This window comes from Brachybacterium timonense, assembly GCF_900258505.1.
Classification (GTDB): domain Bacteria; phylum Actinomycetota; class Actinomycetes; order Actinomycetales; family Dermabacteraceae; genus Brachybacterium; species Brachybacterium timonense.
Genome location: NZ_LT984895.1, coordinates 286891 through 310027, shown reverse-complemented (window position 1 = coordinate 310027; position 23137 = coordinate 286891). Strand labels below are relative to the sequence as shown.

The window sequence follows — 23137 nt, the reverse complement described above, 5'->3', positions numbered from 1 at the left end:
GCATGCCCATAAACTCGTCTGAGACCTCACCCCGCCAGCTGCTCGAGCATCTGCTTGCAGTTGGCGAGAGCGAAGTCGTCGAGTTCAAGGAAGCAACGACGGACTTCAGCACCTCCGAACTCGGCAAGTACTTCTCTGCCCTGGCCAACGAGGCGTCCTTGGCCGGATCCGACCATGCGTGGCTCGTCTTCGGAGTTCGTGACAAGGACCGAGCCGTCGTAGGAACCAGCTACAGGCCTGACCCGAAGAGACTGGACGGCCTCAAGCACCAGATCCACCACGACACATCTCCCGCCGCGACCTTCAGGAACATCATGGAGGTCGACCATCCGAACGGGCGGGTTCTGATCTTCGCAATCCCAGCCGCCCCCACAGGTCAAGCTGTTGCGTGGAAGGGTCACTACTACGGCCGCGCAGGCGACTCACTCGTCGCCCTCTCGATCGACAAGCTCGACCAGCTCCGCCGCTTCTCCCCCATCGAAGACTGGTCCGCGCTCACCGCCCCAGAGGCAGCCCTCGACGACCTCGACCCTGACGCGGTCCGTCTCGCCCAACACAACTATGCCGACCAGGTCAGCATCCCGTTTGCCACCATCACCGGTTGGCCACTGTCCGAGTTCCTGACGCGCCTTGGCCTGATGCGTTCAGGACTTCTCACCTACGCGGCACTCCTGCTCCTCGGTAGGCCCTGGACACAGCATCACATCCCCGGTGACGCCGGAGAGATCACATGGATACTGCCTGATGAATCCCGCGCTTACGAGCACTTCTCCCCTCCATTCCTGCTCACGACCACGAAGATCTGGGAGCGAATCCGGACGTTCCAGCTCCGAATGCTGCGACCTGGCACGCTGATACAGACCGAAGTTGCCAAGTACGACCGTGAGGCCGTTCTCGAGGCCATCCACAACGCCCTCGCTCACGCCGACTGGACTCAAGGGAAACGCATCAGCCTGCTGGAATACAATGACCGACTGGTGCTCACAAACCCCGGAACATTTATCGAGGGACGCCCCGTTGAAGACTATCTCTTCACACCGCACCCTCCGGAGCATTACCGCAACCCACTACTCGCCCGCGCAATGAGCGATGTGAAGATGATTGACCGCCGCGGATACGGCATCTGGAAAATCCACGAGTCCCAACGCCAGCGCTACCTGCCACTACCCGACTACGATCTCTCAGACCCGCGCCATGTACGGGTCACGATCTACGGCAGCGTTCTCGACGCCAAATACACTAGCCAGCTCATGGCCCGCACAGATCTTGATCTGCGCGATGTCCTCGCTCTGGATCGGGTGCAGAAGAGTCTTCCCCTCGATGACACCACCGTAAAGCGACTGCGTCGCAACAACCTCATCGAAGGACGCAGGCCGCATCTTCATGTGAGCGCTGAAGTCGCCCGAACAACCGACTCCCTGGCCGACTACGTCCGCACGAGAACACAGAGCGACGAGCACTACGCGAAGCTCCTCACCGACTACCTGGAGTCCCGCGGGCACGCCAGCCGTCAAGAGATCGATACGCTCCTCACCCCGCTGCTGAGCACCGCACTCACCCAGGACCAGAAGCGGAACAAGATCCACAACCTACTCCAGAAGCTCGCGCGCCGAGGCGTGATCGTCAACCGGGGATCGCGCGGGTCCCCACGCTGGGAGCTCCTTTGATAGAAATGTCCAGTTTTCAGCCACAGAACCATCGAAAAATCAGTGACGGCAGCATCACCGCAGGTCATCGTTGATTTTTGCACCGCGCAGTTGTGTGTAGTTAAGCAAGCCCCCTGAGGTCACCGTGAAGCTCCAGTTCAAGCACCAGCAGTTCCAGGCCGACGCCGTCGACGCCGTGGTCGACTGCTTCACCGGCCAGCCACGCCGCGACCCCACCCGCTACCGCGTCGACCCCGGGGCTCGTCGCCAGATCTCCTCGGACGACTCCGGATTCCGCAACGCCGAACTCGAACTGTCCGAGGCCGAACTACTCGCCAACATCCACGCCGTCCAGACCGACCCGCGGCGCCGGCTAGCCACCAGCACGGCCCTCGCGCACAGCCCCGCTGCCCCGTCGGCCCCCAACCTCGACATCGAGATGGAGACCGGAACCGGAAAGACCTACGTCTACATCAAGACGATCATGGAGCTGCACAAGCAGTACGGGTGGTCGAAGTTCATCGTCGTCGTGCCCTCTGTTGCGATCCGCGAAGGCGTGCTCAAGAGCTTCGAGCTCACCGCCGCACACTTCCAGCAGGACTACGGCACCACACCGCGCGCCTTCGTCTACAACTCCAGCCGCCTCCACGAGATCGAGACCTTCAGCTCGGATGCCGGCATCCGAGTCATGATCATCAATATTCAGGCCTTCAACGCCACCGGCAAAGACGCCCGGCGCATCTACGAAGTGCTCGACGACTTCCAGTCCCGCAGGCCGATCGACGTGATCGCTGCGAACCGTCCGATCGTCATCATCGACGAACCACAGCGGCTCGAAGCGAAGAAGACCCTCGATGCGCTCGCCCGCTTCAACAGCCTGTTCATCCTGCGCTACTCCGCCACGCACAAAGTGCCGCGCACCCTCATCCACCGACTCGACGCCGTCGACGCCTACAACCAAAAGCTCGTCAAACGCATCGCCGTTCGCGGCATCACCGTGCACGGCATCGCCGGGCTCGACGCCTACATGTACCTCGACTCCATCGAAATCGCCGCAGGTCGCGCACCGCGCGCCCGCATGGAGATCGAAACGAAGTCCCCCACCGGGGCGATCCGCAGAACCATGCGGCTGCTCGACCACGGCACCAACCTGTACGACGTGTCCGGCGGCATCGAGGCATACCGCGGCCTGTTCATCACCGACATCGACGCTGTGCAGGACGTGGTCGAGCTCAGCAACGGCGCCGTGATCGACAGTGGTCAGATCACCGCGAACACCGTGGTGGACGAGACCAAACGCCGGATCCAGATCCGCGAAGTCATCGACGCTCACCTCACGAAGGAACGCTCGCTCTTCGCGGAGGGCATCAAGGTGCTCTCCCTGTTCTTCATCGACGAAGTCGCCCATTACCGCGACTACACGCGTGAGGACACGCTCGGCACCTACGCCCGGATCTTCGAAGAGGAATACCAGCGGGCCGTCAGCGAGCTCCAGCAGTCCCTCGCCCTCCATGACGCCGAAGCGGACTACCTGGCCTTCCTCCAACGCGACACAGCCTCCGCCGTGCATGCGGGCTACTTCTCCGTGGACAAGAAAACCAACCGGCTGATCGACCCGAAGATCGCCGGCCGCGGCGAAGACAAGGGCCTTGCCACCGACGAATCCGCTTACGACCTGATCCTCAAAGACAAGGAACGCCTGCTCTCCCAGAGCGAGCCCGTGCGGTTCCTGTTCTCCCACTCCGCGCTGCGCGAAGGCTGGGACAACCCCAACGTGTTCGTGATGGGCATGCTCAAGAAATCCGACAGCACCATCTCCCGCCGCCAGGAAATCGGTCGCGGGCTGCGGCTCTGCGTCAACCAGGCCGGCGAGCGCGTGGACGACCCCGCCCGCGTACACGAGGTCAATGAACTCACCGTCGTCACCGATGAGAGCTACACCGAGTTCGTCACCGGGCTGCAGAAAGAGATCTCCGAAACCCTCGCATCGCGGCCGCGCGCCGCAACGCCCGAATTCTTCACCGGGAAGAAGATCACCCACCCCACCACCGGAGTCGAGCACGCCATCACCGAGCTCGAAGCCAAACAGCTGTGCCGCTGGCTCGCCAAGAACGACTTCATCGACCTCGATGACCGCCTCACCGATCTGTGGCACCAACGCGACACCCTTGATCCGATGCCCGCGCTTCCCGAGGCCCTGGAGCCCTACCACTACCAGGTCACCCAGATCGTCGACTCACTCGTCATCGATATCCCAGCCCCCACCGACGATCGCAGAGCCAAGCCGATCCCCTTGAACAAGGAACTGTTCGACGGGCCGACATTCCGTGAGCTCTGGTCACGGATCAACCGCCGGGCTACCTACCACGTCGACTTCGATACGCAGACCCTCATCACGTCCTCTGTCGCCGCCCTTGACCACGGCCTCCACGTGGATCGGATGACGTACCGCGTGGACCGCGGAGCACAGAACGTCTCGATGACCTCGGACGACGTCGGCGATGGACGCAGCTTCTCCCGCGCAGCGCATTCCAGCGAGACACCCGTCGACACCGTCGAATCATCCGTGGCCTACGACCTCATCGGTGAGCTCGCCGAGCACACCGCCCTGACCCGCCGGACGATCGGCACGATCCTCAGCCGCATCACACCGAACACCTTCGCCCGCTTCGCACAGAACCCAGAGCAGTTCCTGCGGGAGAGCGCACGGATCATCAACGAGCAAAAGGCCACCCTGATCCTCGAGAACCTCCGCTACTCACTGCGCGAGGAGCGCCACAGCGATGCCCTGTTCACCGCCGACCGCACCAAGTACGACCTCACCCATGCCACGAAGCTGAACCGCCACATCTATGAGTACGCGGTCACCGACTCAGCAGTCGAGAGACGCTTCGTCGAAGACCTCGACACGAGCGACGACGTCATTGTGTACGCGAAGCTCCCTCACGGATTCGTGATCCCCACACCCGTGGGCGACTACAACCCCGACTGGGCGATCGCCTTCACGGAAGGCTCCGTCGAGCACGTCTTCTTCGTCGCAGAGACGAAGTCGACGCACGCCGATATCGAGCGCCGCGGCACCGAGAACGCGAAGATCACAGCAGCGCGCAGATTCTTCGCCGCTCTCAATGCCGGGCAGGACGGATCCGTGACCTACGACGTCGTCACCGACGTGGACGAGCTCTTCTCGCGTGCACGCAGCTGACCCCCACATTCGGCGCCCGCCGCGTACTGTTCGAGCATGAGCTCCTCCCCCGCCTCCGCTGATCCCTGGCTGCTGGTGATCGACCCGCAGCGAATCTTCGCCGACCCCGCCTCGGACTGGGCCTCACCGTTCTTCCCAGCAGCCTTCGAACGGATACGGACACTCGCCGCGCACGTGGGGCCACAGCGCACCCTGGTGACACGCTGGCTGCCCACGGCAGATCGATCAACCAGCTGGGGCGCGTACTTCCAGGCGTGGCCCTTCGCGGATGTGCCCGCCGAGGATCCGCTGTACTCCCTGGTGGACGGCGCCGCCGACCTGACCGCACACCCGCTCATTGATGAGCCGACCTTCGGCAAGTGGGGGCCACAGCTCGAGGCCGCGGTCGGCTCTGGAGCGCATCTGTGGGTCACGGGCGTGTCCACGGACTGCTGCGTGATCTCCACCGTGCTCGCCGCCGCCGATGCCGGTGCGCACCTCACCGTCGTCACCGACGCGGTGGCTGCCTCGACACAGGAGAACGGCCGCGCTGCGCTCGCGGTCATGGAACTGTTCCCGCCGCAGGTGACGCTCACATCCTCCGCGATGCTGCTCACACCGACCCCCTGAGCGCGACGCTTGTCCAAAACCGGCTATCATCTGGACGAGCCTTTTCTGTGCGAGCGGTACTAAAGGCGAGAATCAGTCTCGGCGGATAGCGCCGAACCTCGCCGAGCACGCGGCCCATTCCGCTCGCCCTGCCCAGAGGATCTGGGGGCCTGATGAAAGGGGACAGACCTGGAGCGCATCGACACCACCGAGCCGTGGCCGGATGGCCCGTTCCCCGAGCGTCTCCGAACTGCGATCGAGCGCCGTGGCCTGGGCCTGCAACGCATCTGCGCGCACCTGCGCCAGTACGATGTCTCCTGCTCCGCGTCCACACTGTCACTCTGGCGCAACGGCCGCACCCGCCCACGACGCGCCGAGGGCAAGAAGGCGGTGGAGATGCTCGAGGTGATCCTCGCCACCCCGCCTGGTTACCTGGTGGATGCCGATCACGTTCCCCTCACCGGATCCTCACAGTGGTGGACAACCACCTCTGATCCGGCCATCGTGCTTCAACATGGCGAAGAGTTCTTAGCTGCCCAGAAAGACTTCGGCCTCCCCGTGGCGGGTGGTGTGAAGCGACTTGCCATCCTCGACGTCGTGCGGATCGACGAGAACCGATCCTGGGCAGGATCCACCTGCACCATGATGCTCGAAGCACTCGATGACGGAGTGGACCGTATTCTCACCTCTACTTTCTCCGATCTGTTCACCGAAGATTCGCGATACGTGCGCGTCTCCGAACCGCAGTCCGGCGCGCGCCTGGGCAGGCGGCGAGTCTCCCGCACGAGCGGACAGACGATCAGTGAGTTCGTGTTCGACGCCCCCCTGGATAAGGGGGATATCACCACGATCGAGTTCACGGTGACCCCAGTGAACGGCCCCGAGCCCCCACAAACAGGGCAGGCCTGCCACCAGCTACGCAGCGCCAGCCCCATCGGGCAGATGACGATCTGCGTGGATTTCTCGCCCGAGCAGCTGCCGATACTCATCGAACAGCGCACGAGCACCCGGATGGGCGACCCCGAGTACACGAAGCACGAACGACGCCGGCTCGCTCTGTGCGGGAACCGTGCCGTGGCGCAGGGCACTAACATGGTTTCCGGTGGCGGCGTCGCACACTTCTGGACCTGGCCGGGGGCCGAACAGTGACCCGAACCGCGCGCCAGACTCCTCAGACGCAGGACACCGGGTTCGCCGATACGCTCTCGCAAGCGATCGCTGCGCGCGGACTGTCTTTCCGTGCGCTGGCTGAAGAGATGACCCTGCGCGGCGCGCCGATCACGGCACCAACACTGCGGTCCTGGGCATCAGCGGCATCCCTCCCCACACGCCGCTCATCTATAGCCCTCATCGACACCCTGGAGAGTGTCCTCGGGATCGGGACCGGCATGCTGCATCGCCACCTGTACCAGTGGGACGTCCCCGAACACAGGAGCGTTGCGCCAACGATCGCTGGCCTGGGCGCGGACAGCGGTGCGCTGGTGCGTGAGTGGGGCCTGGCACAGCCCATCGGCTATTTCCGCGACATCGTGGTGACCACTGTGCAGCTGGAGAACGAACACGAAGGGCAGGTCTCCCAGCGCAATGTGGTGCACGCTGTGCACGATGGTCTGGACAGGATCATCGTCGCCCTGGACGCCATGGGTCTGGGGAGCGGCACCACGCTCACGACCCTCACAACGGTGGCCGGAGCGAGCCTGGGTCGTGAGGGTGCTATACGGCGCACCATGCGCCTGGTGGAGGTGATCCTGCCACGTCCTCTGTTGGCAGGTGAGGCCAGCGTGATCGATCTGCAGTATCCGGTGACCTGTGCACCTGGCGCTGCCCACGAGTTCCGCGCGGTCAGCCTGGTGCCCACAACGCTGCTGTCCGCCACCGTGTCGGGCCCGCCCACCGGCGGCCACTTCCGGTTCACGCGGCGCATCGAATCAGTCGAGGGGCACGTCCCACACACTCGGTCCACTGCGCCTGCCCTGCCCACAGCATCCATGACGGGCGTCGTCAAAGATTCCGAGGCTGCTTTGGTGACACTCTCCTGGTAGCGCACAGGCGACGACTCAGGCGAACAGCGTCTGAAGCAGCGTCACGGCCGACACCACGGCCAGTAGCCCAGCGAAAATCCAGGTGAGTGTCGACGGGCGCGCCTTCGCCGAGAGCGGCCCACCCAGTGCGCCACCGATCATGGAACCGGCGGCGAAGGCGAGAGTCACGGCCCAGTCGATCGAGACGTCGGTGCCGATCCTCGCAAGCAGGCTCACGCCGGTCGCCACGATCATCACCAACAGGCTCGTGCCGGAAGCTCGCCGCATGGCCAGACCCAGGGCGATCACGAGCATCGGCACCACGACGAAACCGCCACCCACCCCGAAGAACCCGGTCAACGCGCCGGTGAACAGTGCCGCTGCCACAACCACCGGCACCCGGGCTTGGCCCGTCGGTCGCGTGTGCGATGACGGGTGAGCAGGTTCTGAGGCTCCGTGTATCTGCTCGTGCCCGTCGGCGGTGAGCACTCGATCAGGACCGGGGGCATCGAGCACGGGATCGTCATGGTGATCCAGCGGTGGCTGATGGGTATTCGTCGCAGCCATGCTCTGGTGCTCGTCGCGCCGCGTGGCCCGTGCGCGACGGGCCATGAGCACCGCGATCACCGCCAGCATGACGCCGAACAGCACCAGCAGTACGTGGGCCGGAACGAGCGCAGACGCTCGGGAGCCGACGACGGCGCCAACAACGGACACCCCGGCGAAGATCGACCCATCGCGCCAGGCCACATTGCCGCGCCGCGCATGATGCACGATGCTCACCGCTGCGGTGAGCCCCACGATGACCAGGCTGGAGGCCGTCGCGGCATGCGGCTCCTGGTTCAGCAGGATCACAAGCACGGGCACCGCGAGAATGCCGCCGCCCGCACCGAGCGCACCGACCACCACACCCACACCGATGCCGATGATCACGGCCAGTGCGATCTCCATGCGGACTCCTCCGGTGTCGGTGACCATGCGCGCTCTCGCACGGCGTGGGCGCGCCTGACATCAGTGCTCGGGGCGCCACGGGGCTCATCAACAGATGCGGTATAGCGTTTCTGCGAGGCCCTTCGGCGCCACACCAGGGTATTCCGAGAAGCGGCCTGTATCAGGGATAGGGTTTTCTGACCGTTGCCGCGCGCACAGGCGATGCGATCACCGGGAGGAGCAACGTACCGATGCAGCCACCGCACGCTTCTCCAGCTGCGTCCAGCCCTGACTCACCCGTGTCAGACCGGCCATCGGGCGCAGCAGCTGCGGCCCCAACGGCATCCGAGTCCGCAACGCGAGCTCCTGATCCGACCTCACCGGCCATGGGCGAACGGATCCTGGAGGCATGGCATGAGGGCACCCTTGTGCTCCCGCTGCAGCACAGCGGCGAACCGGTTCAGCTGCCCGGCCAGCATCGCGACGCTCCCCTGCCTACCGCTCTGACCGGCAGCGCTCATGTTCGTCAGCTGGGTGCGGGTGAGCGATTCGTGGCGTGGCTGCTCGAGCCGGAGGAGAACGCACCGCTCGTGGTACGGATCCCGTACGTCGCACCTGGGGAGCTCACCCAGGCTCTCAGTCGCGAGATCGCGGCGCTCACCGTGATCCCCGCCGGGGTCGGTCCGTCGGCGGTCGCCGTGCATGATCAGGCTGAGCACTCGCCGCTGGGGCTGCCGTACGCGGTCGTGTCCTACCTCCCCGGCCGTGTGCTCGCACCGTCGGCGTGGACGCCGCAGCATGTGCTGGCGCATGCGCGCCGGCTCGCGCAGCTGCACACCGTGCTCGCCCCCGCTCGCGGGCCCGTGACGCCGGGACCCGATCCCTGGGCGGAGGTGCCACCGGGCGGCATGGATCTACTCACGGAGGTGGGGCAGCTCGTCTCCCAGTGGCGCGACGAGCACGCCGACGTGATCGCACGGGCTGATCTGGATCCCCTGCTGGACGCTGTCCTGGACCGCGTCGCCCAGATCGCTCCGCAGGTGAGCGCGCTGGAGTCGGTGTCACTCACCCACGGAGACCTGTGCGCCACGAACATCCTGTGGCCGCAGACGCCGTCGGCGCCGGAGGTTCCCGTCGGCCCCGTGTTCATCGACTTCGAGTGGGCTCAGGCAGACGATCCTGCCCGGGATCTCGCGATCCTGGGTGGCAGTGTGCACGGCGGGCCGTGGTACGTGCCGATGACGGACGATCAGGTGAAGGCGTTCGTCCATGAGTACGCACGTGAGCGCGCCCAGCTCGGGCCGGCGCCGGATGCGCTGGTGGATCCCGGCGCGCTGCGGGAGCGGATGCGGGCATGGACCGCTTACGAGCGCGGCGCCATGCTCGTGCACATTGCGGTCTGCGCCTACGAAGAGGGCCGCCATCAGCAGGTTCTGCCCGTTCTGCGGGGCACGCTCGCCCGCGAGCTGGGTGTGTGAGCGCGCCGACCCTGGGACATGGCGCCGACGCAACAGCACACGCAGTGACGAAAGCACCGCCTCCAACCACGGCAGCGCGACGCACGGTCGCGCCGGGCAGGCCCATCGGACCTGCCCGGCGCCGCTGATCAGATGATGCCGAAGGCGAGCATTGCGTCGGCCACGCGACGGAAGCCTGCGATGTTGGCGCCCGCCACATAGTCTCCGGGGCGGCCGATCTCTTCAGCGGTGCTCAGGCACGTGTTGTGAATGGTGCGCATGATCTCTGCGAGTCGCTTCTCGGTGTACTCGAAGCTCCAGCTGTCCCGGGAGGCGTTCTGCTGCATCTCCAGAGCGGAGGTGGCCACGCCGCCGGCGTTTGCTGCCTTGCCCGGGCCGAAGGCCACGCCAGCCTCAGCGAACAGATCCACGGCCTCGGGGGTGCACGGCATGTTGGCGCCTTCCGCCACGGCACGCACATCGTTCGAGATCAGTGTGCGGGCGGCATCGGCATCGAGCTCGTTCTGCGTGGCGCAGGGCAGGGCGATCGCCACGGGGACATCCCACACGCTGCCACCCTCAACGAAACGGGCGCTGCCACCGCGACGATCGGCGTATTCGCTGATACGGCCGCGCTCGACCTCCTTGATCTGCTTGAGCAGATCCAGATCGATACCGGCATCGTCCACCACGTATCCGGAGGAGTCCGACGCGGTCACCGCGACGCCGCCGAGCTGCTGCACCTTCTCGATCGCGTAGATCGCCACGTTGCCGGATCCGGACACTGCCACACGTCGACCATCCACACCACCATCGCCGCGGGCATGCAGCATCTCGTCCACGAAGAAAGCTGTGCCGTAGCCGGTGGCCTCCTTGCGGACCAGCGAGCCACCCCAGTCCAGGCCCTTCCCGGTGAGGGTGCCGGCCTCATAGCGGTTGGTCAGCCGCTTGTATTGGCCGAACAGGTAGCCGATCTCGCGGGCGCCCACGCCGATGTCACCGGCGGGAACGTCCGTCTGTTCACCCAGGTGGCGGTGCAGCTCCGTCATGAACGACTGGCAAAAGCGCATCACCTCGCCGTCGGAGCGGCCATGCGGATCGAAGTCCGAACCGCCCTTGCCACCACCGATCGGCAGGCCCGTCAGCGCGTTCTTGAAGATCTGCTCGAAGCCCAGGAACTTCACGATGCCCAAGTTCACCGACGGGTGGAACCGCAGACCGCCCTTGTAGGGGCCCAGAGCCGAGTTGTACTCGACACGGAAACCGCGGTTGACGTGCACCTGGCCCTCATCGTCCACCCACGGCACCCGGAAGATGATCTGCCGTTCCGGCTCGCACAGCCGCTCCAGCACGCCCGCTGCGCGGTACTCCTCGTGGCCGCCGCCGATCGCCTCAAGCGATTCGAACACTTCGTGCACGGCCTGGTGGAACTCGGGCTCGCCAGGATTGCGGCGCAGCACCTCGTCGAGTGTCGATGTCAGGGTTTCGTGCAGCACGGAACGACCTTTCAGATCAGCGGTGACTCCCCATCCGACGGAACGAGGACGCGCCCAGGGTACGAGCCCTCCGCCCGATGTGCACGGGACGTCCACGGTGAGACGGGTGCTAGAGCGGCTTCATTCGCGCTTGCTTGCCGAAACGCGACGCGATCCGAGCCTCGATTTCAGGGGCGGCACTGTGTTCGTCAGGCCTTCGCGGGGTCGAGGTGCTCCTCATCATCCCGATGCGAGGTGAGCAAGGAGACGGTCACGAGGGCGATCACCGCTGCCGGAAGCGCCACGAGCACGGAGTTGAGGTCTTCTGAGCGCCCTGTGAGCTCCCAGAAGAGTGTGGTCGCGGCACCCACCAGCATCGCGGTGATCGCCCCGGGTGCCGTGGCGCGCTTCCAAAACAGAGCCGCAAGGATCACCGGAGTGATGGTCACGCCGTACATCGTGTATGCGTACATCTGGATGGCGAGCACGCTGGGGAAGAAATTCACCAGGACGTAGGCGAGCACAGCCACACCGAACACGGCCACACGGCCATACCAGAGGTTCTGCCCGTCAGTGGCAGGGTTCTTGCGGCGCAGCTGCCCGATCAAGTCGTAGGTGATGTTCGAGGAGCAGGTCAGCAGGTATGAGGAACCGGTGGTGACGATCAGCGCGAGCGCTCCAGCCAGCAGGAGACCGCCGATGACACCGGGCGTGAACTCCGCGCTGGACAGAGAGAGCACTGCCATGTCCGCCTCGATTTCTGGCTGCAGAATCGCGCTGGCAACCGCGAGGAGCACAACGGGCGTCACCATCAGCACCGCGCCGACCGCGAAGATGATGGCTCCGGCGAAGGCGTGTCCGTCGCTCTTGGCTGCGTTGAGGCGCTGGTACATGTTCTGGTCGCCCAGCATCAGCACGAGAATGGGAATGGCGAAGCCGAGCATCTGCACGGCGGTGAGGCCGCCCAGAACGCCAGAGTGCTCACTCAGTCGGGCGCTGCCCTGGGAGAGGTCGGCGAGTCCGCCCACATCCACTCCCACCACGAAGAAGGTGGCGACCCACAGGGCGAACACAATGCCCAAAGCGGACAGGAAGTCGGTCCATGCCACCGACTTCATGCCGCCGGTGAGGGCGAGAAAGGTGATCAGCAGCATCGAGAGGAACGACCCTGTGCCCTCATCCAGCGGAGTGATCAGGCTGACGATGTAGCCGGCGCCAGTGAACTGGTACGCGGCAATGCCGACAAAGGCGAACAGGATCAGTACCGTGCCGATGACGCGCACCGTCGGGTTGAATCGCCGCTCGAACACCTCCGGCACCGTGTGGGTGGCGAACACACGCACGTGGCGGGAGAGCCCCACCATGAGCACGGTGCCCAGAACTGTGCCTGAGAAGAACAGGAATCCGGGCAACAGGCCATACGTGTAAGCGAAGTTCGCTCCGCCGATAATCGAGCCGGAGCCAACGAATGTCGCAAGCATCGTTCCGCCCAGAACGGGGGCGGGAAGCGAACGACCGGCGAGCACGAAGTCCTCCCCGTCGGCCGTCTCTTTGGAACGGCCGAACCAGGCTCCTACCAGCACCATGACGACGAGGTAGGAGATCAGGACGAGGACATGGGTGATGTTCATCGAGGGATCTTTCGGATGCGGTGGGCGAGTGTCAGGCGGCGCGTTCGCGCACGGTTCGGCCGCCCTGGATGATGCGCAGCGGGTCCGGTTCGGAGAGCACGGTGATATCTGCCAGCGGGTCGCGGTCCAGCACTACGAGATCTGCGAGGGCACCCGGGCGGATCACGCCCAGCTCGCCTTCACGCTGCAGCAGCCGCGCGGCGGTGGTGGTCGCTGAGCGGATCACGTCGAGCGCATCCTGGTGTCGGGCGCGGATTTCGAACTCTCGTGATTGATGTATCTGCATGCCGCCGAGCAGATCGGAGCCGTAGCAGAGGTTCAGGCCGGCCTCATGAGCCAGACGTAGCGCCCGTTCTCCGGCATCGAGCACATGGCGCACCTTGGCATGGCTCTCTGTGGGCAGACCCATGGCAGGGCCCTCCTCGTGCAACGCCCAGTAGGTCACGAGATTCATGGTGACGAACGCCTCGCGATCCAGGATCAGTTGGGCGGACGCTTCGTCCATGAGGTTCGCGTGCTCGATAGAGCGCACGCCGTTGGTGACGGCGCGGGTGATCGCCCCGGGGGTGTAGGCGTGGGCAGCGACGTAGCGGTTCGCATCAGCGGCTTCCTCGACGGCTGCGGCCATCTCCGCGGCGGAGTACTGCAGGGAGTCAACCCGATCGGTGGGTGAGGCGACCCCTCCCCCAGCCATGATCTTGATGTGGTGCGCTCCCGTGCGCAGTTGATCTCGAGCGGCAGCGCGGACCTGGTCCGCACCGTCAGCGATCACTCCGATCGCTGCGGAACAACCGCATGGACCGTGCGAATGGTCGGCCGGACCGCGGGTATCGCCGTGGCCACCGGTCTGGCTGAGCGCCTTGCCGCCGAAGAACAGGCGCGGGCCACGCAGCAGGCCCTCCTCCTGCGCAGCTGCCAGGCCGAAGTCACCGCCAGCCACGTCTCTCACGGTGGTAAATCCGCGGTCGAGCATGTCACCCATCAGGCGCTGGGCCTGCATCACCGTGTATGGCACGGAGGAGTGAGTGAGGGAGGCCAGGTTGGCAGTCATGGCATAGACGTGCACGTGGCAGTCGATCAGGCCCGGCAGCACATAGGAGCCGGACAGGTCGATGCGCTCGACCTGCCCGGCGCGCTCCGTGTCCTCTCCGGTCGACGGTTCTGCGGGACGGTCTTGACCATCGGGGGAGGCCGACGGGTCTGGGCCGCCACCATGGTCGCCACGGTCCCCCCGCTCATGGACGGCACTGAAGCGGTCGCCGTCAATCTGGATGTCCGCGGTCCGCCAGGTTCCGGCGTCGACGTCGAGGAAACGGGCGTTGGTGAGAACGGTGCGAGTCACGGGAGCCTCCCTGGAGATCGTGGCGGGCACAGCTGACCAGGTTCTTCAGCCAGCAGGTCCCATGCATCCTAGGGAGAATGAGGCGCCGGTCCCAGGGGCGTCCACAAGCGTGACCGCCTCGTGATCCGGACTCTCAGCTCTCGCTGCGGCGCACCCACGCCGGGTCGTCACTGGTGATGGTGTCTGCCCCGCAGGCACGCGCCACCGCAAGCTCCTGCTCGGTGTTCACCGTCCACGGGTTCAGGCTCATCCCCGCCTCATGCACCTGCTCGGCGCCCCACAGGGTCAGCGTGCGAACCCAGGGACCCACCCCGTCGGCGCCAAGCTCGCGCGCCTGCGCGATGGCGGATTCGTCCAGACGGCTGACCAGGTAGGAGATCGGCAGATCCGGCAGCTCCTCCCGGATAACCTGCAGCGCCTCGGCGTGGAAGGAGATCACCGTGGTGGCTGCGGCGCTGGGATGCGGACTCGTGCGCAGCAGCTCTGCGACTGCAGCAGCGGCCTGCGGTGTCTTGATCTCCAGGAACAGGCCGACGGGGCTTGCCTCCAGCAGCTCGGGCAGCAACGGCACCCGGTGTCCACCGCCCACCCGCACCCGGGCGAGGTCCTCCCGGGTGAGATCGGCGAGCGCGCCGCTCGTGAGCGGCGAGTCGGAGTCCGCGGTGCGGTCGATGGTCTCGTCGTGCATGATCGCCACGTGACCGTCGGCCAGCAGGTGAACATCGCATTCGAGCAGGTCGGCGCCATCTGCGAGGGCCTGTTCGAAGGATGCAAGGGTGTTCTCGGCCGCGTGCGCGGGAGCTCCGCGGTGGCCGACGATGCGGGGGGTGGTCATGAGTTCACCTCGTGTCCAGGGATCAGTTCTCGCAGACGCTCACGCGCCCACTCCGGGTCGTCCACCGCGATCGTGTCGGCGCCGAGTTCAACAGCCCGCTCCAACTCTTCGTCACTGCGTGCGGTCCACAGGTCCACGAGCATGCCCAGGCTCCTCGCCTTCTCGAGGTCTGCGATCCGGGCGGTGGCGATCCGCAGGCCGACGGTGGTGACACCGAGCTCCTGCGCCGTCTGCCAGAACGCCTCGGTGGGCTCATCGATCGTGAGGAACAGCGGCAGGTGACCGGCCCGCTCCTTCACGATCCGCAGAGCGTCCGCGTGGAAGGACAGCACCCACACGGGAGCTGTTGCCGGGTCGGCGACGTCCTGCGGCGTGAACGTGTCCACGAGGATGTCGGCAACGAGCTCGGCCGCCTCGACGGCTTTGATCTCGACGCTGACCGGGACCCGACTGCCGTCGTCACGCACCGCCGCCTCGAGCACCTCGCGCAGGCTTGGCGGGCACTCGCCGCCGCCGACGAGAACGTCATCGAGCTGGGCCCGCGTCAGGTCCTTCACGGCGCCGGTGCGACGGGGTGAGTCAGGCTGGGCGGTTCGGTCGATGGTGCCGTCGTGGATGATCACATCCTGGCCATCGGCCGACAGGTGGACGTCGCACTCGAGCCGATCAGCACCCGCCTTCACGCCGCGGCGGAAGGAGGCGAGGGTGTTCTCGGGGACGAGGGCCGCAGCTCCGCGATGACCCACCAGCTGCGGGATGTGACGGTCGGGTCGTGCGCCGGCCGCGGCGGGGGCGCCGCTGTGCGACGCCCCCGCCGCGCCTGAGGCATCAGAGCCGGGCACGTCCGATCCGCTCGTGACGAGCGTGCTCATGCTCAGATCCTCTCGAACTTGATCTTCTCGATGTCCTCGCGGTTGTCGTCGAGGATCTCCTGCAGGGAGTCCTTGATGGAGCCCAGAGCCTTCTTGGGATCGGTGCCGTCACCGTGCACCTGCGCAACGGCCGTGGAGATCTCGGTGACCGCGGACTGGAACCAGTTGGTGTAGTCAGCGGTGCGGGCGTTCTCCAGCTGGTTGAGGGCCACCTCGTAGTTGGGGTCCTTCGCCACGAGGTCCTTGACCTCCTGGGTGTCGCGGGCGGCCTTGACGATCGGCACGTAGCCGGTGCCGATGTGCCACGTCGCCGAGTTCTCGGGCGTGCCCAGGAAGCGGAACAGCTCAGCGCATGCGTCCTGGCGATCCTTTGAATCGGCGCGGACGATCGACAGCCCAGAGCCACCGGTCGGCACGGCCTTCTCCTGACCCTCCTTGGAGAGCATGTAGGCGGTTCCGACCTCGAACTTGTCGCCCACGGCCTTCGTGGTGCCGGTCAGGCCAGCCGTCGAACCACGCTTACCAGCGGTGACACCAGACTCGAAGTCGGTGCCAGCGGACTTGGCCATGTACGCGATCTTGTCCTCGTGGATCAGCTTGCGCTGGTACTCCAGCCACTCGATCCCGGGCGCCTCGTCAATGGTGACCTTGAAGTCGTCGTCGCTGTTGCGGCCGCCGAAGCCCCAGATGTCAGCCTGCGAGTGCCAGGCGTCGTCGGTGGAGAAGGCCATCGCGCTCAGCGAGCGCCCCTCGACCTTGATCTTAGAGAGCTCCTTACCGAACTCGGCGAGGTCCTCCCAGGTCTCGGGGCCTTCTTCCGGCAGCCCGGCCTCCTGGTAGCGGGTGCGGTTGAAGTAGAACAGCGGAGTGGACCGGGCAAAGGGCACAAGGTAGGTCTTGTCGGCGGCCTTGCACTCGGGCGTGTAGTTGTCGATGTAGTTATCGAGCTTCCACTCGTCATCGAAGTAGTCGTCCAGGGGCGCGAGCGCGCCGGAGAAGTAGAACTGCAGCCACTGCATCTCAGGGAAGCAAACGATGTCGGGCACGGTGCGGGCCTGCAGCGCAGCGGTGAACTTCTGATTCAGATCGGCGTAGCCGCCCACGGATTCCGCCACCGCGACGATGTCGTTCTGGGACTCGTTGAAGGCGGTGAACAGGCCGTTGAGGACTTCGAGAAGGTTGCCGGTGAAGGGCGCCCAGAACAGGATCGGGGTGCGGTCCTTGTACTCATTGGGCACGGTGATGTCAGCCTGGCTGAAGCCGTCGCGGACGGGATTCTCAGCGTCCTCGGAGCTGCCGCCGTTGGGGGCACCGCAGGCGGCGAGGGAGGCACCGGCTGCGCCGAGGCCGAGGGCGGTCAGAATGCTGCGGCGCGACGGGGAGAAGGAACGGGGGGTGGTCATGGCGTCTCCTTGGGACGGTGTGGTGGGGTCAGGCCGTGTGAACGAGAGTCCGGGTGGACGAGAGTCGAGGTGGACGAGGAACAGCAGTGAAGGGTCGGCGGCGGGGCTGACTGTCCGCACGCGGGCGACGGTCGGGACCGGGGCAGGGTCACTTCAGGGCACCAGCGGCGAGACCGCCGATAATCCGTTTCTGGCCCAGGAAGAAGAGCACGAGCATCGGCAGCGACACGAAGACGGTGCCGGCCATGATCGCGCCCCAGTTCGAGTAGCCCTCCTGGCTGCGCAGGAAGAGCAGGCCGATGGGCAGGGTGCGCATGTTCGTGGTGCTGGTGACGATCAGCGGCCAGACGTATTCGTTCCATTTGCCGACCATCACGATCAGCGTGGAGGTGATGATCATCGGCATGGACAGCGGCACGGCGATGGTGAACATGCGGCGCAGATGCCCCGCTCCATCGATCTCTGCGGCTTTCATAATGTCCACGTCGATGGTGCGCATGTGCTGCAGCAGCAGGAACATCGCGAAGGCGCTGGCGATGCCGGGCAGGATCAGGCCCTGGTAGGTGTTCAGCCATCCGAGGTTCGCCACGGTGATGTAGTTGACGATCAGCGTGACGTGGCCGGGCAGCATCATCGAGGCGATGATCAGCACGAACACGATCTTCTTGAAGCGGAAATCGACAAAGGCGAAGGCGTAGGCGCACAGGATCGCTAGCAGGATCTCCAGTCCGGTTCCCACGAGCGTGGTGATGATGGAGTTGAGGTAGAAGCGGTCGAACGGTGCGGTGGACCAGGCTTCGGCAAAGTTCTTCAGGGTCAGTTCGGTGGGGATCCACTTCAGCGGCCACGTGTAGATCGCGTCCTGCGGTTTGAAGGCCGACGAGAACAGCCAGTACAGCGGAACGAAGAAGATGGCGATGATCCCGATGATCCCGACCATGAAGAGTGCGGTCTGCCAGGCGGGTCGGCGTGGGCCGCGGGCGCGACGGTAGCGGCTCGGGGCGTCGGCGGTGTCCCGGATCTCGGGCGAGCTGGTGGTGGCGTGGGTGCTCATGAGTCGTAGTTCACCTTCTTCTCTCCCACACGGACCTGGATGAACGTGAGGATCAGCAGGATGACCAGCAGGACTGTGGCGGCCGCGGAGGCCGAACCGATGTTGAACTTCTGGAACGCCTCCTCGTAGACCATCCAGCTCAAGGTCGAGGAGGAGATGCCTGGACCGCCGCCGGTCATGATCGAGATGATGTCGAAGGCCTGGGCGGCGGAGATGACTCCGGTGATGGACAGGAAGAACGTGATGGGGCTGAGCAGCGGCAGCGTCATGAAGCGGAACAGCTTCCAGCCGTGGGCGCCATCGAGTGCGGCCGCCTCATACAGGTCCTTGGGCAGGTCCAGGATCGCCGTGTAGCAGATGACGGTGACGAAGCCGAGTCGCTGCCAGGTGTAGGCGATGGTGATCGCCCACAGCGACCAGTCCGAGGTGGTGGTCCAGTCCGGGGATGCCATGCCGACCAGGGAGAACAGCCAGCGCGAGAGCCCGTAGTTCGGGTCGAAGATGAACAGCCACAGGGTGCCGACGGCTGCACCGGGCAGCATGTGCGGAGCAAAGGCCATGGTCTGGGCGAAGCCGGTCAGCGGGAGCTTGGTGGCGAGCAGGCCGCCGAGCAGGATCCCGCCGAAGATCGATCCGAAGACGCTGACCAGGGTGAAGATCAGCGTGTTCAGCAGCACGCGTCCGAACTTCGGACTGGTGAACAGATCCGTGTAGTTCTCCAGGCCCACCCATTCGGGCGAGGGCGCCACGAAGTCCCATTCGAAGAAGCTCAGGCCGATGTTGTAGGCAGCCGGGTAGTAGGAGAACACGACGATGGCCAGGAAGTTCGGTGCGACGAGCGCCGCGAAGAGGAGGGCGTCCCGTCGCCGGCGGCGCCGACGGGCGGGAGTGTCGCGGCGGCGGCTGCGACCCTGTGCTGCTGCCGCAGCGGAGCGGTCACCGCTGGAGCCGGGGGCAGCGGCTGCCGTAGTGGTCTCGGGGGTGTCCCGAAGGGTGGTGGCAATGGCCATGAGAGCGCTCCCATCCATGACGCACAGGTCGGGGAAACCGCGGGGAAACCGCATGATCAGTGGGGCGGGGCGCCGTCCGACCGCATGCACGGCGCGGAGGCGAGGAGGGGGTGACCGACGCCTCGGCGGCGCGCGGCACTCCCGACGACGGGTGTCTCGAGCTGACACGGCGACCATAAATGCACGTCAGGACGCCGCGCCACCGTCGGCGCGCGTCCGTGAACCATGGGTGAACACCGCATAAGCACGCTGGTGGGAGCGCTCCCACGAACGGGTCTGGCACTCCTCGACAGCCCGACACGCCGGGTCGGACATTCCTCCGTTGACCAGACTTCACCACTTGCTCGGGAAGTCTTCACCGCCTGGCCGCCCGCCTCGGAAGTACATGTTCTGCACGTTCACCGACTGCTCACCGCCACACCCTGGTCAGGCCGAGACGCGAGCCCTACAGTCGACAGACAACGCATTGACGCGCCCCATCCAGACGCACCCCATCCAGACGCGCCCCATCCAGACGGCCCGTTGCCGTGCCACCACCCCGCAGGAAGATTCTCGATGCTCGGTCCGCTGCCCGGTTCTCGCCCTCCCACCATGGAGGACGTCGCCCGCGCCTCGGGGCTCTCCCGCTCCACCGTCTCCCGCGTGTTCACGGGCGATGACCGTGTATCCCCCGATGCACAGATCAAGGTTCGCGAGGCCGCTCGACTGCTCGGCTACTCTCCGAACATGGCCGCGAGCGCCCTCGCTGGCCGCCGCCAGGGGCACCTCGGCTTGCTGATCCGCGACGCCACAAACCCCGCCTACGGTCTGCTCCACTCGGAGCTGAACCGTGCAGCGGAGGCCGCATCTCGCGCTCTGATCACGGTGACGGCCCGGCGCCATGAGTACGGCCACGCGGAAGCGCAAGGCCTCCAGCAGCTGATCGGGCTCGGCGTGGCCGGCCTGTTTGTGTCCACCGGCGTCACCCCGCCCGAGGAGATCATCGCCGCCTCCAGCTCCCGCCCGATGATGATCATCGGCCGCCCCAACGATGACCCGCGTATCAACTCCATCAGCTACGACGAGCGCATGCACGGTCGACTCATGGCTGATCACATCGCCGCTCACGGGCACCGCGCCGTCGCTGTGCTGCGTGCCCCAGAGCTGTACTCGCGGGTGTTCTTGCTGCGGGTCCGATCCTTTCTGGATCGCTGCAAGCAGCTGGGCATCCGCACGGTCGAGGTGGACCTACTCCCGGTCGAGCACGGCGTTGAACGCGCCCTCGATGCGGCGGCGGAGCAGTCGCTGACCTGCATCGTGTGCCCGGTGGATTACGTCGCCCTCGATCTCCTGCGCGCGGCACGGCGTCGCGGCATCAGCGTGCCCGAGGACGTCTCCGTCGTCGGCTTCGACGGTGTCGCCGACGGGCTCGACCTAATCGGACTGACCACGGTGAGCCTTCCCGTGCGGGAGGTGGCCCGCACGGCGGTCGCCCACATGGTGCGCATGGTGGAGGCCGACGGTTCCGGGCCGGACACGCCTATCGCGTCTCTCCCGCCGGAAGGATCGACCGCCCCGTCCGAGCAGGGCGACGAGACACCGTCCGACGCTGTCGAGCACGTGCTGATTCCCGGAGAACTCATGCCCGGGTCGACACTCGCGGCGCTGTGACCGGAGTCGTCCACAGCCCCGTGCGACACGCCCGCACCGCGCCCTAGAATCAGGGATGGGGCACGGAGGGATGCCCCGCGGCAGGACGAGGGAGGATCAATGCCCACCGGCACCGAGATCTCCCGTCGTTTCTTCTCCCCACCAGGCTCGTCCCGCCCGATCACGCTGTGGGGATCCTCCTCGATGAGCTCTGAAGGCGGAGGTGAGGGCACCCCTCTGGCGGTGCGCATCGACGAGCATCTGGCTCTCTCAAACAACCCTGCCCCGGTGCATGCCTTCGGGATCGGCGCCACACGCTCGGAGCACATGCTGCTGCTGCGCGGCCTGAGCACCCCGCAGGTGCGCGTGCTCGCTGGCGCACGCCGGGCCGACGGGTCCGTGCAGGTCGAACTTGCCGACGGCATGACCCCGTCGGGTCCCCTGCGCTGCCGCGGCAGCCTGGGTGAGGTGCCCGGCACGCTGGACGGCTCCTCAGGCAGCTGGTGGTTCCGCCCCGACGATGCGGCCACCGTCGTGGCCGACGGGCGATTCGTCTCTGCCCTCTGGGACGTGGCGCAGGGCTCGCGCCAGGTGCTGTGGATGGGCAAGAACAACATCCTGGACGTCGACGGGGTGCTGGCGGACATCGCCTCGATGTACGACGCCGCCGAGGACCCCGAGCACGACAACCTGGTCCTGGGACACTGGGCCACCGAGAACGACCCCGTCGGCTCAGATACCGCAGCCGCACTGCACCACGTCAACACACAGCTCGCTGCCCGCTACGGCCGCGCTTTCCTCGATGTGAACGCAGAGCTGACCACGCCGGAGGGCCTCACGTCGACGGCGCTACGCCCCGTGCGGGTGCTCGAGCACGCCACCACGGCGGAGGCGCTCGACCGTGGCGTGGTCCCGCCGGTGCTGGTGGCCGATGACCAGATCCACCTCAACGGCTGGGGCAACCTTGCGGTGTGCTCCGCTCTCGTGCGTCGGATGCAGGAGCTGAGATGGCTCTGAGACGCCCCCACGCCCCACGACTGCAGTCCGGTCGGCCCGGCGCCGACCCGACACCCGCGGCCCCGGAGCTGCCGCCCGAGAAGACGGCGCCGCCTCAGCTGGCGCCCACGAACACGGCAACGCCTCGCCGGGCGCCCGATCCGATGCCGGTCTCAGCGCCGGAAGCGGCGTCGGAATCGACGCCCGGTCTGATACCCGGACCAGGGTCGGAGGCTGCGCCGGCGGCGCATGGCACCGGTGCCTCGCGGCGAATCGTCGTGGCCGCGGGTGCTGTGCTCGCCGTGGGCGGTATCAGCACAGCGGGGGTATTCGCAGCGCGTCGTTTTCTCGCGGGTGACGCGTCATCGTCCAGAGCGCAGCGCGCCGCGAGCAACGGTGCTGCCGGTACTGCACGTCCGTCGGCCATCTTCGCCGACGTCGCTGCCAACGACCCGGACATCGATGCGATCACCTGGGCGCACGAGCATGACGTGCAACCGGCACTGGCCAACGGCTCCTACTCCCCGGACTTAGAGATGACTCGGGCAGACCTGGCGCGGGCACTCCATGCCTTCGGCGGGTCACCGAAGATCAGCGTGGATCCTGTGCCGGAGCTGTTCGCTGACCTTCCCGCGGACCCGGTGACGGCCTCGGCGCTGTTGTGGCTGCACGGCCGCGGCGCCGCCTGGGGTGATGACGACATGCAGGTGCGGCCGGATGATCCGGCCACGCGCGATGATGCCGCGAGCATGGTCACCGCGCTGCTGCGTCCGGGGCTGCGCGGGCTCGGCGTCGAGGTTGACGCCCCGACGACGGTGCCGTTCGAGGATTTGGTTCCCGAGGATTCCCGGGACGTGTTGTGGCTGCTGGGCGCCGGACTTGTGGCCGCCGCGCAGCACTCTCGCTGGGACGGTGATCAGCCGCTCCGGCGCCGCGAGGTGGCCTCGCTGCTGCACTCCGCGCAGGGGCTGCTCGAGCAACGCGCTGAGTGACGTGTCCGTCTCTCGCCACCGATCTATACACCGGGGCGAACAGGCGGGAGA

Annotated in this window: 18 protein-coding genes; 9 read left to right on the top strand and 9 right to left on the bottom strand. The window is 66.1% G+C overall.

Annotation, left to right across the window (positions count from 1 at the left end; genetic code table 11):
• Positions 1 to 2 precede the first annotated feature (2 nt).
• The 5 genes from C8271_RS01310 (at position 3) to C8271_RS01290 (ending at position 7481) form a co-directional block, all read left to right on the top strand.
• Positions 3 to 1667, top strand: coding sequence for an RNA-binding domain-containing protein (locus C8271_RS01310; protein WP_106505793.1), 1665 nt, complete (start codon positions 3 to 5; stop codon positions 1665 to 1667).
• Positions 1668 to 1791: 124 nt separating this feature from the next.
• Entirely contained in the window at positions 1792 to 4851 is a 3060-nt protein-coding gene (locus tag C8271_RS01305) for a type III restriction-modification system endonuclease (protein ID WP_106505792.1), read from the top strand.
• Positions 4852 to 4887: 36 nt separating this feature from the next.
• Entirely contained in the window at positions 4888 to 5460 is a 573-nt protein-coding gene (locus C8271_RS01300; protein WP_106505791.1) for a cysteine hydrolase family protein, read from the top strand.
• Between the two features lie 375 nt (positions 5461 to 5835).
• Positions 5836 to 6588: a hypothetical protein gene (locus C8271_RS01295; RefSeq protein ID WP_138774499.1), complete on the top strand. Its 753-nt coding sequence runs from the start codon at positions 5836 to 5838 to the stop codon at positions 6586 to 6588.
• Positions 6585 to 7481, top strand: coding sequence for a hypothetical protein (locus C8271_RS01290; protein ID WP_106505789.1), 897 nt, complete (start codon positions 6585 to 6587; stop codon positions 7479 to 7481). The genes C8271_RS01295 and C8271_RS01290 overlap by 4 nt, the downstream gene beginning before the upstream one ends.
• Positions 7482 to 7496: 15 nt before the next feature.
• Here the strand turns inward: C8271_RS01290 and C8271_RS01285 are convergent, their stop codons facing one another.
• Complete coding sequence (locus tag C8271_RS01285; protein WP_106505788.1) at positions 7497 to 8411, bottom strand: sulfite exporter TauE/SafE family protein; 915 nt, start codon at positions 8409 to 8411, stop codon at positions 7497 to 7499.
• 365 nt (positions 8412 to 8776) lie between these two features.
• On the opposite strand from C8271_RS01285, the gene C8271_RS01280 reads away from it, so the two are divergent.
• On the top strand, positions 8777 to 9868 hold the full coding sequence (locus C8271_RS01280; protein WP_245920718.1) for an aminoglycoside phosphotransferase family protein: 1092 nt from the start codon (positions 8777 to 8779) through the stop codon (positions 9866 to 9868).
• Positions 9869 to 9996: 128 nt separating this feature from the next.
• Here C8271_RS01280 and gdhA read toward each other — a convergent pair whose 3' ends face one another.
• The 8 genes from gdhA to C8271_RS01240 all read right to left on the bottom strand — a co-directional run bounded on the left by gdhA (position 9997) and on the right by C8271_RS01240 (position 19469).
• The gene (gene gdhA / locus C8271_RS01275; protein ID WP_106505786.1) at positions 9997 to 11343 is read right to left on the bottom strand and encodes an NADP-specific glutamate dehydrogenase; all 1347 of its coding nucleotides are present in this window, start codon (positions 11341 to 11343) and stop codon (positions 9997 to 9999) included.
• Between the two features lie 188 nt (positions 11344 to 11531).
• Positions 11532 to 12953 carry a sodium:solute symporter family protein gene (locus C8271_RS01270; protein ID WP_106505785.1) on the bottom strand — a complete coding sequence of 474 codons (1422 nt, stop codon included), beginning with the start codon at positions 12951 to 12953 and terminating at the stop codon, positions 11532 to 11534.
• Between the two features lie 31 nt (positions 12954 to 12984).
• Positions 12985 to 14295, bottom strand: a complete 1311-nt coding sequence (locus C8271_RS01265) for a metal-dependent hydrolase family protein (protein WP_245920717.1) — start codon at positions 14293 to 14295, stop codon at positions 12985 to 12987.
• A 133-nt stretch (positions 14296 to 14428) separates the two neighbouring features.
• Entirely contained in the window at positions 14429 to 15130 is a 702-nt protein-coding gene (locus C8271_RS01260) for a glycerophosphodiester phosphodiesterase (RefSeq protein ID WP_106505784.1), read from the bottom strand.
• Positions 15127 to 16002 carry a glycerophosphodiester phosphodiesterase gene (locus C8271_RS01255; RefSeq protein WP_106505783.1) on the bottom strand — a complete coding sequence of 292 codons (876 nt, stop codon included), beginning with the start codon at positions 16000 to 16002 and terminating at the stop codon, positions 15127 to 15129. Before C8271_RS01255 ends, C8271_RS01260 begins: the two co-directional genes overlap by 4 nt.
• Positions 16003 to 16004: 2 nt before the next feature.
• Entirely contained in the window at positions 16005 to 17405 is a 1401-nt protein-coding gene (locus C8271_RS01250; RefSeq protein WP_106505782.1) for an ABC transporter substrate-binding protein, read from the bottom strand.
• Positions 17406 to 17553: 148 nt separating this feature from the next.
• Positions 17554 to 18459, bottom strand: coding sequence for a carbohydrate ABC transporter permease (locus C8271_RS01245; RefSeq protein WP_106505781.1), 906 nt, complete (start codon positions 18457 to 18459; stop codon positions 17554 to 17556).
• Positions 18456 to 19469, bottom strand: coding sequence for a carbohydrate ABC transporter permease (locus C8271_RS01240; RefSeq protein ID WP_245920715.1), 1014 nt, complete (start codon positions 19467 to 19469; stop codon positions 18456 to 18458). Before C8271_RS01240 ends, C8271_RS01245 begins: the two co-directional genes overlap by 4 nt.
• 555 nt (positions 19470 to 20024) lie before the next feature.
• Between C8271_RS01240 and C8271_RS01235 the strand changes: the two genes are divergently transcribed.
• The 3 genes from C8271_RS01235 to C8271_RS01225 all read left to right on the top strand — a co-directional run bounded on the left by C8271_RS01235 (position 20025) and on the right by C8271_RS01225 (position 23086).
• Positions 20025 to 21119: a LacI family DNA-binding transcriptional regulator gene (locus C8271_RS01235; RefSeq protein ID WP_106505779.1), complete on the top strand. Its 1095-nt coding sequence runs from the start codon at positions 20025 to 20027 to the stop codon at positions 21117 to 21119.
• A gap of 99 nt (positions 21120 to 21218) precedes the next feature.
• Positions 21219 to 22115, top strand: coding sequence for a hypothetical protein (locus C8271_RS01230; protein WP_106505778.1), 897 nt, complete (start codon positions 21219 to 21221; stop codon positions 22113 to 22115).
• Positions 22106 to 23086: an S-layer homology domain-containing protein gene (locus C8271_RS01225; protein WP_106505777.1), complete on the top strand. Its 981-nt coding sequence runs from the start codon at positions 22106 to 22108 to the stop codon at positions 23084 to 23086. Before C8271_RS01230 ends, C8271_RS01225 begins: the two co-directional genes overlap by 10 nt.
• Positions 23087 to 23137: the final 51 nt, after the last annotated feature.

What these genes read in the sequence shown, in the direction of transcription:
- C8271_RS01310 (WP_106505793.1), top strand. Translation starts at nt 3, where the DNA reads ATGCCCATAAACTCGTCTGAGACCTCACCCCGCCAGCTGCTCGAGCAT.
- C8271_RS01300 (WP_106505791.1), top strand. Translation starts at nt 4,888, where the DNA reads ATGAGCTCCTCCCCCGCCTCCGCTGATCCCTGGCTGCTGGTGATCGAC.
- C8271_RS01295 (WP_138774499.1), top strand. Translation starts at nt 5,836, where the DNA reads ATGCTCGAGGTGATCCTCGCCACCCCGCCTGGTTACCTGGTGGATGCC.
- C8271_RS01285 (WP_106505788.1), bottom strand. Translation starts at nt 8,411, where the DNA reads ATGGAGATCGCACTGGCCGTGATCATCGGCATCGGTGTGGGTGTGGTG.
- C8271_RS01280 (WP_245920718.1), top strand. Translation starts at nt 8,777, where the DNA reads ATGGGCGAACGGATCCTGGAGGCATGGCATGAGGGCACCCTTGTGCTC.
- C8271_RS01270 (WP_106505785.1), bottom strand. Translation starts at nt 12,953, where the DNA reads ATGAACATCACCCATGTCCTCGTCCTGATCTCCTACCTCGTCGTCATG.
- C8271_RS01260 (WP_106505784.1), bottom strand. Translation starts at nt 15,130, where the DNA reads ATGACCACCCCCCGCATCGTCGGCCACCGCGGAGCTCCCGCGCACGCG.
- C8271_RS01255 (WP_106505783.1), bottom strand. Translation starts at nt 16,002, where the DNA reads ATGAGCACGCTCGTCACGAGCGGATCGGACGTGCCCGGCTCTGATGCC.
- C8271_RS01250 (WP_106505782.1), bottom strand. Translation starts at nt 17,405, where the DNA reads ATGACCACCCCCCGTTCCTTCTCCCCGTCGCGCCGCAGCATTCTGACC.
- C8271_RS01245 (WP_106505781.1), bottom strand. Translation starts at nt 18,459, where the DNA reads ATGAGCACCCACGCCACCACCAGCTCGCCCGAGATCCGGGACACCGCC.
- C8271_RS01240 (WP_245920715.1), bottom strand. Translation starts at nt 19,469, where the DNA reads ATGGCCATTGCCACCACCCTTCGGGACACCCCCGAGACCACTACGGCA.
- C8271_RS01235 (WP_106505779.1), top strand. Translation starts at nt 20,025, where the DNA reads ATGCTCGGTCCGCTGCCCGGTTCTCGCCCTCCCACCATGGAGGACGTC.
- C8271_RS01230 (WP_106505778.1), top strand. Translation starts at nt 21,219, where the DNA reads ATGCCCACCGGCACCGAGATCTCCCGTCGTTTCTTCTCCCCACCAGGC.
- C8271_RS01225 (WP_106505777.1), top strand. Translation starts at nt 22,106, where the DNA reads ATGGCTCTGAGACGCCCCCACGCCCCACGACTGCAGTCCGGTCGGCCC.